Source organism: Pseudoalteromonas sp. Of11M-6, assembly GCF_022347905.1.
Lineage (GTDB): Bacteria > Pseudomonadota > Gammaproteobacteria > Enterobacterales > Alteromonadaceae > Pseudoalteromonas.
Window position 1 is genome coordinate 1 of record NZ_JAKRFW010000031.1, and the last position, 13,315, is coordinate 13,315.

The window sequence follows — 13,315 nt, forward strand, 5'->3', positions numbered from 1 at the left end:
GACATTCGAACATCCATGTACATCAAAACCCGTTGCAGAGATGCAACGGGTTTTTTGCTATGTGTGATTTAAAAACCTCGCGAGGTAAACTCGCTCCTATCACAGTATAGGCACAGTGCAACATGGTAGGAGGTGGTTCACCCGCCGATGGGTTGTAATGAAGTTCCGGCAAAAAACCATGTACATCAAAATCCGTTGTAGCAATGCGATGGGTTTTTTGTTGTTTGGGGTATAGAAAATCTCGCGAGGTAAACTCGCTCCTACCACCGAATACACAGCATTGTGGGAGTGCACGCATCCATGCGTTCATTTCCTGAGTTGCTAAACTGCGTTTCTGAACTTGATTATGAAAAGGCGACGGTTTTATTGCCGTTAATGAAAAGCTTATGCTCGCAGGCTAATTGTAACGCGTTACAAAATACTGTTTTTTCAATGTCTCTACCGATTTTTGCCATCTCCTCGGCATTTTGAGCATGACTAACTTGCGTGACATTTTGGGCAATAATAGGCCCTTCATCTAATTCATCATTAACAAAGTGAGCAGTAGCACCAATAATTTTCACGCCACGTTCAAATGCCTGATGGTAGGGTTTTGCACCGATAAAGGCGGGCAAGAATGAGTGGTGGATATTAATAATTTTCCCGTCAAAGCGTGAGACAAATTCCGGTGTTAAGATCCGCATATACTTTGCCAAGCCAACAATATCAGGATCATATTGTTCGATTAAGTCGGCCATTGCACTGTCGTGTTCAGCTCTACTCAACCCTTCATGTGATACCAGATGAAAAGGAATACCAAAGCCTTTAACAAGGGGTTCCAACGTATCATAGTTTGCGATAACTGCTTGTACTTCAATATTGAATGCTTGTTCATATTGTTTAAGCAACACGCCGCCTAAGCAGTGCGCTTCCTTCGTCGCAAGCAGCACCACTTTTGTTCGTTCTTGTCCGTATAGGTTTAATTTGGCGCCAGTCGGTAATGACTGACGAAGTTGTGTCAGAAAGTTATCACTGGGTGTGCCTGTGATCTCTGTACGCATAAAGAAGCGCTGTCCTTCTTTATCTACAAATTCGTTATTACGCGTGATGTTTAGGTCGTGCTCATGGCAAAGGCTCGTGATCTTCGCGATCAGTCCTATGTCATCTTTGCACTCTGTCGTTAGTATGTAACTCATTTCCTCATTCCAATTCGTCCAAGCGAACTTTCAGAATACTGCTAATTGGCAGTGAGATAAATGCTTACCAACAAAAAACTTTGGCCAATTTTATTTGACCACGACAAATAAAATGTCACGTCTTAAAAAAAGCACTAAGTGTTGAGAAAGTTCACTTCAAAATACGTGATCAACCTTTTTAAGGTTGGTATTACTGTGATGACTAATCGTGAATTCGTTTGCAACTTTTGTTGCTCTTACTACCTCAGGATATTAAATGAGAACTTTTACATTCTGCCTCTATATATTACTACTTTGTGGTTTTTTATCTGCATGTAATGACGCTAATCCAGAAAAAAACGAACAAAACACTAAAGCAAGTTATAAAGTGGTCACAACTTATACTGGGGCTGGGTCGATAGTTCCTGAGAGTCTAAATATAGAAGTGGGTTCCTCTGCCACCTTTGAGCTGCGGCCTGACGAAGGGTATTACCTTGCAGATGCTACGGGGTGTCACGGTTTTTTGGACAAGGAGAAGCTTAATTATCATGTCAATAATGTGAATGACAGTTGCAGTATTGACGTTTCATTCAAGCCTTTAAAGTTATCTATAAAAATAAATCTTCCAGAAGGTGCAAGTTTGACGCTGGATAAATCTGACTACTTTTACGGTGATAGTCTTTCTGCTCAACTGATATTGGATGCTAGTCATAAAGTAGAGAGTATAACTGGCTGTCAAGGTCAATTAGTCGGAGAGTATTATCAAGTAGCTAAACTTGTAGAAAGTTGCGAAATATCACTCAAAACCTTAACACCAAAACGAACGTTTACTGATGAAAAAAGCGGTCAGCAACTTCAAGTTAAGGTTCTAGATAATGCTGGAGTTATTGCTACAAGCAGCCAAGGAATTATCTCAAAAGATGAACCAAACTTGCCAGCGATGAGTAACGATATTGTACTGCCATTCCAGTTACTTGCGATAGATATTGCAACAACTCCGGGTGCAGATGTCTTAGTTGAACTAACTTACCCAAGTGCAGTTTCAGAGCAATCTCGTTACATTAAGAGCGATGGGGAAACGTGGTATTTTATGCCTACTGAATTCGCCCAGCTTGCTGCTGATAAGCGTAGTATTGTTTTACATCTCCAAGATGGTGGTTATGGTGATAGTGATGGAGTTGCCAATGGGATAATTAAAGATCCCGGGGGTATAGCAGAATTACAAAAAATAATAGTACAAGGCATTGCTTATGAAGGTGGTAGTATTTCACCTAACACACAAACTGTTAGCTATGGCGACTCAACGATTTTCACGCTTTCGCCTGATGAGGGCTTTGGGATAAGTGATGTTACAGGATGTAGTGGTACTCTGACGGGCAACACATACACTACCGGTATGGTTACTTCTGCTTGCCAAGTCAGCGCTAGCTTTAGTCCGCACACTTTCAATGTAGATGCTAGTGCAGGTGAGGGCGGTGGTATTTCACCCAGCACACAAACGGTAAGCTATGGTGATAGCGCCACTTTTACTCTTGTGGTAGATGAAGGCTATGAAATAAGTGGAGTAACAGGATGCAACGGCACGCTTACTGACAACACCTACACCACTGGCGTGATAACGTCTGCTTGCCAAATCAACGCTAGCTTTAGTCAACAAACTTTTACTGTGGATGCGAGTGCTGGTGAAGGCGGTGGTATTTCACCTAGTACTCAATCGGTCAGCTATGGTGACACTGCAAGCTTTACCGTTACGCCTGACGATGGCTTTGCAATCGCTAGCGTATCTGGCTGTAGTGGTGTGTTAACGGGCAATACCTATACCACAGGAATAATTACGTCAGCTTGTCAAATCAGTGCGAACTTTACCCAAGGTTTGCTTGCTGTCACGGCAACAGCAAGCGCAGGCGGGAGTATTTCACCCAGTACTCAATCGGTCAGCTATGGTGACACTGCAAGCTTTACCGTTACGCCTGACGATGGCTTTGCAATCGCTAGCGTATCTGGCTGTGGTGGTGTGTTAACTGGCAATACCTATACCACAGGAATAATTACGTCAGCTTGTCAAATCAGTGTGAATTTCAGTTTAGGAAGTTTTGATGTAACCAGTTCCGCGCTGGATGGTTATGGCGTGTCACTTTCTAGTGATGGTGAAAGTTGGCGTGAACTGATAGCTAACGGTACTCGGATAGAAAAGCGTGCTAATTCAACTTTACAACAAATATATATAAAACTGGATGAACAAGTCTTTGTAACCAGTTGTGAAGTAAGTAATTGTGTGATCACTCCCTTTACATTATTAAAAGCCTATATCGCACAAGCATTTTCTACGAATCAAGCACAATACAGCACTCAGCTCATTAATGAAGTGTTGGGTGTCACCATTGATCCCTTTTTAAGTCAAACCACAAACGAAATGGATAGGGCGATGTTTACAAGCTGGGTTGCTGAGTCTAGTTTATTGAATGTCATCACTACCTCAGCAGGAGATGCACTCGACAGCTACCTAGATAGCGACGCTGTAAAACAACTATTTCCGCTTGGCAAAGTAAGGCAAGTTGAAACCGTTGCCATTGAAGTGGGGGAGCCCCCGAGCTTGGATGAAGGCGAAACTGTGCAGGTCTTTTCTGTTGCAACACAGCAAACAAGTGAGCAACAAGGTAGTACTTCAGGTTATTTGTCAGACTATGTATTACAAACTTCATCTGTGGATGCACAAAGCCAAGAGGTCACAACAGACATTATTTATCTTGGTTTTAATGTAGGTCGTTGGCGCGGACAACTCAATGCTGAAACACACTCATTAACCAGTGCTTTTTTGCTTAATCCGACTTGGCTGTTTTTACCTGAAATTGAAAAAACAGAAATTGCGGAAAAACTACTTGCCAGCTCAACATTCAGCCAAGCCATCACGCTTTATCAAAGCATGGTTAGCTCTGGTGATTTTGTCTCTATGGATGACTATACCGCATTGTTAGAGCAAGCCGTTTTGGTACTGCCTGAGTTAGCTGATCCACAACTCAATGTTATTTCTAGCGCTGCAACCAGCTCATACCAAATGAGTGAGTCGTCTTCTGCTATCCATAGTGCCAAGCCACAGCACGCTAGAGCGCTACAAGCCGCACAGCAATGTCAACCGGACTCAAAGCCTAAGCCATTGATTTCAGGTGTACTGATTGACCAGTTAACGTTCGAAAACAAATCTTGCGATGAAACCGTACTCAATTCACGCTTGGCGGTTTGGTATGGCTGGGCAGATAGCGAGACACTGCTTACAAGCTCCTTTTGGCAAGAGCTCAGTCACTCGCAAATGATCACACCCAAAGAGCTACTACGAGTGACGGCTGAGTCGTCACCAGTCACGGTTGAATTGGGTAAACAGTACTCTTTATATAAATCACACCCAAATCGTTTAATTTCCAAACCCGGTATTTTTAATACGGCACGTGGCGTCTCTTTCGTATTTAAAATTGTTTTTGGCTTGCAGCCCGTTGTAAATAATCAACTCGCCGAGAATATTAAAGCCGTGGCGAATAAAGCGACAGAGTTTAAAAAGACCTATGAACCGGTTATTACGTTATCAGAGGGGGTAATTACCTCTTACCAATTGTTATTTGAAGCATTTGAAACCCAGTTAAAAGGTCCAGATTCAAATACTGCATTGTATCTAGGCGCAACCAAAGCGCTAAATAACATACAGCTGGGTTTAGATATATTACAAAAGGTGATAGACACAGGGGCGAATGATGACAACCAGTTTGAGCAGGTTGACTTAAAAGCCTTGTTCGCTGAAATGAAGAACAAAATTAAAAAACGTAATAACTACAAGGTGACTCGACATAGCAAAACCGCAATTCAAATGGCGGTGTTTTATGGCTTGTTGGAGTTTGAAAGTATCGATGGGTATGTGGATATCGGTGGTATCAGGCTTCCCACAAAAGCAGTGGCATACCGTATAGCCTTGTATGGCTTTCGTAAAGCTTCCTCAGAGGAAGTGATTATACTTGAAAAGCAGCTCGCGAAGGCTGGATTATCAGCAGCTGATATCAAAGCGGTTGTGAATTTAAGCGCAGTAAAAATCAAGGGGCACTTTGCTAAATTATTGACTGATCCTAAATTCAGGAAGGCCTTTTTAGAAACACTCACTGATGTTGACTCTATCGGAAAGGGCGCGGTCGCAACACTCAAGAGTTTGGCATCTGCAACACTCCATAACAAGGATGAAATACTCAAAGCGGTAGTGACGGCGCTACTAGAGAGCACGGCAAATAAGATTTCAAGCAATTTAGTCCCCACCATTATTAAAAGTATGGGGCCCCAGAAGTATGCTCAACTAATTTTATCTGGCGCAGATCTTGGTGTCTTTGCTGCAGATCTTGCGATGAAGCCCGATTTGCTTAATTACACAACTAAAGCATGTGATGATAACGCTGAAAAAGTCTGCTTTGCAGCGGTTGCTCCACCGGTAGAAATATTGCCGTATGTTGTGGCTGTTGAGGACACCAGAGATAACAGCGCAGTTTATTTGCTCGATAGCTCAAATGCACTGCACAATAGTGTTATTAATAATAGCGAGGTACAGCACGATGACCATAGCTGGCCAGATGGCAAAGGGGTATTCGGGAGTAATATCAATTATCTTGCCGCAACTCCAATCAATAATAACAACAAGAACAGTGCAATTTTAGCGTTAACGGGGGCAAAATTAAGCTACGAATTTGATGCCTATATTGCACCTCATCAATTTGAAGCATTTCAGGCGTTTATTAAGGGTATGAAAGCCGAGCATCGCAAACTTGAGTTTGATTGGTTTGTTCATCCATATAAAAACCAATATTGGCAAGAAGCACTTGATGATTTCATCCTTGAGCGCAGCGAAGCTAATGCGCTAAATAACAATTATGTACAAGTACAAGTTGATGCGGCTGAATACGACTGCGACTTGAACAAAACCGGACTACTAAGCCGTAAATGTAAAGACGTGATCATTCGGGCCAAAGCATCCGAGCTCACGAATCCGATTTTAAAGCAGTATGTAAGTACGTTGGAGCTAGTTAATCAGCAACAAGAAGCAGCGCTGCAAGTCGACACTGACAACCTAGCCTTTTTAAGTTTTACTAAAGCGGCCAAAAAAGCCGATTTTGCGGAGGTGGCGACATTCTCAAGTCCAGGTGTGCGCTATGTAAGCTCAAATATGAAGCTTGGAGATGCGACATGGCAAACTGGGGTCAATGTGTTTGTGGTGCCAGATTACAGCAAACATGATGACAGCCACTTGTCCCATCAACAAACCTTTATTAACCAATCTACGCTGTATTACAGCGAACCAAGTAACGCGCAGTATTTGGGGGTTAGACTAGATCGAAGCAGCAGTCCATATAACTACTTTGGTGGCGATACATTAACAACGGACTATCGTATTGATAACCAAGCCTATTACCCAGTCATTTTGGCTAAGCATCAACAAACGAATGAGATAATTTACCTGCAGCACCCCGCGGTGCACGTAAACGGAGCTTCTGAGGATTTCATCAAGCTACATGGTTTGCCCGATGGCTACCGCGCAATAAGCGTATTTTTGTACGACTCGGTATTTGCAAGCTACCTAAATAGCGTTGATGGTGACTTTGTTACTTGGTTTAAAAAGCGCAGGCCAGAAAATCACACACTAATAAATAGCGCCAAAGCTCAGCCTGTTGCATATAACCAATTTGCAGGCCAGCCTTATCTTCGTGTTGACTTAAATAACTCTGAAATCAATCGCGTAGAAATTACGAATGAGCTCAACCCACCTCAAGATACAGATGGTGATGGTGTTGCTGATGAGTGGGATAGTTTTCCACAACATAGCCGTTTTGCTTTTGATAGTGATGGTGATGGAATGGCAGACGCGTGGGAAGTATTATATGGTTTTGACCCATATAGCGCAGAGTCTGATAACGGTAAGGGAGCAAATGAAGACTTTGATGAAGACGGTTATTCCAACTTAGCCGAATTTATCAAAACACTGACATTACCAGCAAATTATACAGGCTATGACCCAACGACTAAAACTGCGCAGTGGCAGCAACAAATTTCACCCCTAAGTATTCAACCAAGTCAAACGATCACCAATCTGTTGGCCGACTTTATTACCTTATATGGCAATCAACAGGTTGCGCAACTCACCTTTAGTTGGCCTGAACAAAGCACCTTGGCACTGCCGCAAGCAACCTTGTCTGCTGATAGGTCAAGCTTGTCGTTTACTATTCCTGCAAGTTGGCCAAATAATACCAGCTTCACGCTAAATTTGCAGGCACAGCTTAGTTCGGGTGAAATGGTAGTGCGTCAAATGCTAGCGGATGGCGACGCAACGCCTGAAATCTTTGAATATACACCACTGACGCTAACAACATTGGGCGATGGTTTTGACGGCTTTGATTATCCCATCGGCAACCGAGGTTTAGACCAAAGCGGTAACCCAATTCCATTTAGCGAGCATATGGCGGATGAATTAAACCACAGTTATAGCCAAAACTTAGTGACTGACAATCATACTCGTCTCAACTTGGCGACGACTCAGTGGTATAACGCGCAAGATGTGGGGTCATTTTTAGGCAATTATGGCGGAACCCTATTTGGTGGCGTTCACCCCGGTGAAGACTGGAATAACGGCGCTGGCGCTGATGATGCCGGAGAAGTAGTGTTTGCGATCGCCAATGGGGTTATCACGCATTTGCAATCTACCTACCAAAGTGGTTATCAAACGGGTGGTTATACCATGGTGATTGAACACACGCTGGCGGACGGGGAGCAAGTCCACAGTGTGTATACCCATGTAACCACACACGCCGAAGTCACAGGCACGTTAAGTGCCAGTACAGCTGACTTTCATTTGCAAGTTGGCGATACGGTAAACCGAGGTGATACCATCGCACGAATAGCCACAGGCATGACAGCAGTTTCACCGCACCTGCACTTTGAGCTGCGCAGCATTGCACCGGACACAGATATTTATCCCAATGACAATGGTATAGGTTATTACAGTCACGATGGTGAAAAACATGCAAGCATGACAGCAGCGCAAATTGTCACGGCATTTAACCGGATGAAAAACGATGAAGGCTTGCTCGACCCCTCCGACTTTATTGATTTTAACCGCAGTGGCGTAGCTGGGCGAGTGAACAACATCGTAGTCAACTACCCGCCCAAATTGGGGGAGCAATTTACGCTAATTATTAACGGTCGCAACTTGCCAACCAGCATGGCAGCGGCGGTACATGATGCGACCTGTGGTCCGTTATACGATATAAGCAGTGATAAAGTTAAGCTAGACTGCACCCCGAATAAAGTGGGCAAGCTTTTTGTCTATGTAAAGCAAAACTCCGGCGGTGTGTATTTGCACGGAGCGGGGAACTTATGGCTGGATGTTGCAGAGTCAGAAAGCTGGGTACTTGGCGTCGAGTTTGCTGACATCCACTTTGCTCAGTGTGTACGCGAGCATGTAAATAGCCAGCAAGTCACTCGCCTTGCCGACTTAACTGCGCTGAATTGCAGCGGTCGTGGTATCAGCTCGGTGGCTGAGCTTAGCCACCTAACCGGCCTGGTCAGTTTAAATCTAAGTCATAACACGCTTACGACTATTAATCTGGATAGTAATTTAGCCCTGAGCAATGCGGATTTGCGCGGTAATCCGTTTACCCAAATCACCCTTACTTACTTAGCCAGTGTTACCCATATTGTCGACTTAAAATACCTAAATACCCCACCGCCATCCGGTGGCACCGGCAAACTCAACGACACGGGTATTACTTGGTGCGCAGATGGCAGCACTAACAACCTAGACTGCCCTGTGACGGGCTACAAAGGCCAAGATGCCGAGCACGGTCGTGATGCGCTGGCTGCTAAAGGGCAGTTGCAAAAAGTCGGCGGCGGTAAAGGAGGCTTTGACTTTACCAAGCTTGATGTCGATGGTAACCCGCTACCAGAATCGGCAAGCCAGTGGTCGTGTGTAAAAGACAACCACACCGGTCTTATTTGGGAAGTCAAAACTAATGATGGTGGGTTGCATGATAAAGACGACCGCTATAACTGGTATAACCCAGACAGCACCACCAATGGTGGTCACCCCGGATATCAAGATGACGATGGTGATATTTGTTATGGCTATGATGCCAATAATGAAGCCTCCTACTGTAACACCCATGCCTATGTTGAACGGGTGAATACCCAAGGTCTATGTGGTGCTAGTGGTTGGCGATTGCCCAGCAAAGAAGAGTTGCGATCAATTGTAGATTACAGCGCAGCTTCTCACAATTACCCTGCGGTAGATATAGATTACTTCCCTAATACGCGGAGCTTCGTTTATTGGTCGAGTTCGCCCTATGCTAATGACAGTGACTATGCACGGGTTGGGTGGCTTGGTCTTGGTGACCTTCCCAGCTATTGGAAAAGTAGTAACACATTCGTTTTATTGGTTAGATTCGACGCCACTCAATAACATCCCCTGTTGTTTAGGTTTTAGGGTATTCCAGTACAGCTCAGTGATTTGGCTTTTGGCCGTAAGCGCGAACTTATATCGCGCTTTGTTGCGAGAGGAGGAGGTCTTGCACGGTATAAAACCGCGCCTACGAGGAGCTAAGCCGAACATAAACTAATATAGAAATATTAAATAATGAGAGAATAACTTATGAAAATATCAATTCGATTGTTGTCTGCGCTTTTGGTAGCTGAGTTGCTCGCGATACAGACCACTAACGCTGAATGTAATGACAATATAACCCCCTCAACCCCAACTAGCCGTTTTACCATTAACGACAACGGTACGGTAACCGATACTCAAACTGGACTTATGTGGATGCGCTGCAGTTTAGGGCAAACTTGGGATGGCGCTACTTGCACAGGAGAAACATCTATTTACACTTGGCGACAAGCTTTGTCAGCGTCAACAGATAATAACTTTGCTGGTTTTGGTGACTGGTATTTGCCCAATATTAAGGAGCTTGCTTCAATAGCGGAGCTTTCCTGCTATAACCCAGCAATAAACCTATCAGTCTTTCCTGGTACACCGAGTACTCAATATTGGTCTAGTTCGCCTATTTTTTATGATAGGCGTAAAGTGTGGATTATCTTTTTCTATAATGGAGAAGAATCATTCGGCAGTTCCACAAAGGACAGCAAAGCACGCGTTCGATTGGTTAGAGCCGGCGTCGCTCAATAACATCCATATTATCGCGACAATGGTGCATCCCTGCCAATGTAGGCGCGATTTCACATCGCGCTCTGTTGCACGGAGCTTGTGAATGCGCGCGGCATTGGGTGGTCACCCAACATCTGTTGCATTTGTATAAGAATGAGGCTGCAAACTTTTTGAGCAGCCTTTTGTTTAAAATATGTTTTCAAGTCACAGTAAAAGTAGGACAGGGCTTGCTATAGTGCACTCAGAAATAGATTTATTAATAAAACAATTTTGCAGGGTGTCTAAACCCTCGGCTCTTTTTACTCCTCGGGGATTGTATGCTTGCTGCTTCACTTCGGTTAAATCAGTGGTTTTTTTATACGGCAAGCTTTTCCAATATTTTAAAACAGTTGTTCCTGAGTTGTGCTTGGCGTTTAAATCGAGCTTTGATGATGCGAGTTTTGCCTTTTCAATGTCGCCTCTAAGCAGAGCATCAAACACTTTTACAATATTCATATCATTTAAAAAGTGACTGGGATCTTCAGAGTTACTAATAAACTCCTCGGCAATTGCAAAGCTATCTTCGAGTCCTGCATAATCTTTCTTAGCCAGTAATATCACCATCTTATGCATGATTGCGTCCCATGTCGATGTATTGCCATTTGGGTATATTTGCGAAAAGATGGCTACAGATTTTGAATTAAACTTTAACGCTTTATCGTAATTCCCAATATTTGCATGAACAAAACCTAACCAGAAATATCTATGACCAGTTCGGCTATGAAGCTCTCCCGATGATAATAAATCAATTTTTAAAGCGGAGTTTAGCGTATCGATAGCTTGCTCGTGTCTTTTTAAATAAAATTGAGCAATGGCGAGATTACCTAAAATACTAGCTACATTGGGGTTGTTTTTACCTAGCACCTTTTTGGCGGTTGTAGCTGCTTTCAATAAATAGTGCTCTGATTGCTCAAAGTCTCCTCGTAGGCGTGAGGCTATCCCGATGTCATTCCATAAAAATGCCAGTTGTTCATGGTCTTCACCATAACTTTCTAAAAAAATGGACTCGCTAGACTTGTAATACTCGATCGCGAGTTCGAAATGATCCTGCATTTCTTCTATAAAGCCGATGTTTCTGTATGCATTACCGATGGAAGGGTGCTGCTCACCGAGTACCTTTTTGGTAATGTTAAGGTGCTTTTTATATATCTTACTGGCCTTTTCAAGCTCACCTAAGCTACTTAGAATGTTGCCATGAGTATTGTAAACATCAAGTAGGCCAATATGGTCAGCAGGGTAGGTGGCTTCTGCCAGTTTAGAAGCTTTTTGTATTTCTTGCAGTGCTTTTTGAAACATGCTCTGCTCATCGTAAGCTATGGCTTTCTTTACTGATGCTTGAATGAGCTGTCTTTGTTGGTTTGCGGTGCTTGGAACTAGGTTTACAAGTTTATCTAGCGTTTCAACGGCTTCTTTATTGTTGCCTCGCTTTAATTGAATCGCACTTCTAATGATGATTTTTTCTATCCACTCTTCACTACCATGCCTTAGAGTGAGTTTGCTTAATAGCTCATCAGCTTGGTCATAAGCACCTTGATAGAACATGGTTTCTGCCAAGGGTATATTGAGCTTGTTGCTATCTATATCTGACTCTAACAGCATTCGTGCCCTTTCATAATCTCCGAGTGATAATAGTGCGCGAGCGATAATTTCTTTAATTTCTATTCTGGCGTCGTTCTGCTTAGGTAATTGAGTGTCTAAATTAGCGCTACCAGAATATAGAAGCTGTGCATAATCAGGCTTTTCTCCGTTGTAATATCTCGGATCTGCGGCATAAAAGACATCTTTTAAGTAGTTAACAATTGCCGACTTTTGCTGATACTGTTCATTTAAGTGTTGGTTTTTAACAATCAGTGCTGCGGTCATTGTGATGATTGCAAGTACTGCTACAGATAAAAGTGAGGTAAGAAATGGCTGACGGTAGAATCGTTTTTGCAACCTATAAAGAATTGTATTTTTCTTTGTTGTAGCTGATAAAGGCTTTTTTTCATAAACTGCATGAAGATCGGCCTGCAATAAGGCGATTGAACTATATCTTACTGATAAGGCCGCTGAAGTTGCTCTGTCTAATACTGCAAGTAAATCAGCATTAACTTTAGCCCTATTAGTTTCCGAATTTAATCGTTTTTTTAAGATCTTGCCCAAGCTATACACATCACTTTGTGTGGTTAATGGCTCTCCAGCAAGCTGCTCTGGGCTGGCGTAGTCTCTACTTAGCCCATTGATATATGCTGAATAGGTTGCGTTACTTTGCTCGCTTAGCGTATGAGCTACGCCAAAGTCCACCAGTTTTGGCTCACCCAGCTTATCCACCAAGATATTATCGGGCTTTAAATCACCATGAATAATTCGATTTTGGTGAGAGTAGCTTACTGCATCACATACTTTAATCAGTAGCCTCAGCATTTCATCATTAGTCGCAGTTGCACAAAACTGCTGTAAGGGGTCGCCTTCTATGTATTCCATGATTAGGTAAATTAGGCCACTTTCTGTTGTGCCAACGTCGTACACTTTAGCAATATTGGGGTGGTTTAAGCGGGCCAAATATTGCGCTTCTTTAAACGCGAGTTCTTTTGAGGTTAACAAAGTGATTGATGGTGCAATAATTTTAATGGCGACTTGTTGTTCTAGTTGGCCGTCGCAGCGCTCAGCAAGATACACCACCCCCATACCGCCCGAGCCCAGTAGCGTTTTGAGTTTAAAGTGTTGGATCTGTTCACCGGTGAGTGAAAGCAAATCTTTATCTGCATCTAAAGTATCTACTTGAGCCGCAATGATATTGCTAAACAAAGTTTGCTGCACATTTTGTTCATGTGCTGAGATTAATGCCGTTACTTCATCTCTCAGTTGTGGCGACAATTCGGGTATGCTATTTAAACCCGCGGTCAGGTTTTGAGAATAATTGTCAAGTAAGTGATCAAATACGCTGAGCGCATCATTAAAAGTCATA

General features: G+C 43.2%; 4 protein-coding genes. 2 read left to right on the forward strand and 2 right to left on the reverse strand.

Features of this window, described 5'->3' with window-relative positions; genetic code table 11:
- Positions 1-344 precede the first annotated feature (344 nt).
- On the reverse strand, positions 345-1,175 hold the full coding sequence (gene purU, locus MHN32_RS14860; RefSeq protein WP_239422223.1) for a formyltetrahydrofolate deformylase: 831 nt from the start codon (positions 1,173-1,175) through the stop codon (positions 345-347).
- Positions 1,176-1,431: 256 nt separating this feature from the next.
- Here purU and MHN32_RS14865 point away from each other — a divergent pair, with 256 nt between their 5' ends.
- Both MHN32_RS14865 and MHN32_RS14870 read left to right on the forward strand, forming a co-directional pair.
- Positions 1,432-9,630, forward strand: coding sequence for a DUF1566 domain-containing protein (locus tag MHN32_RS14865; RefSeq protein ID WP_239422224.1), 8,199 nt, complete (start codon positions 1,432-1,434; stop codon positions 9,628-9,630).
- A 189-nt stretch (positions 9,631-9,819) separates the two neighbouring features.
- The gene (locus MHN32_RS14870; RefSeq protein ID WP_239422225.1) at positions 9,820-10,350 is read left to right on the forward strand and encodes a DUF1566 domain-containing protein; all 531 of its coding nucleotides are present in this window, start codon (positions 9,820-9,822) and stop codon (positions 10,348-10,350) included.
- 183 nt (positions 10,351-10,533) lie between these two features.
- Here MHN32_RS14870 and MHN32_RS14875 read toward each other — a convergent pair whose 3' ends face one another.
- Positions 10,534-13,314: a serine/threonine-protein kinase gene (locus tag MHN32_RS14875; RefSeq protein WP_239422226.1), complete on the reverse strand. Its 2,781-nt coding sequence runs from the start codon at positions 13,312-13,314 to the stop codon at positions 10,534-10,536.
- Position 13,315: the final 1 nt, after the last annotated feature.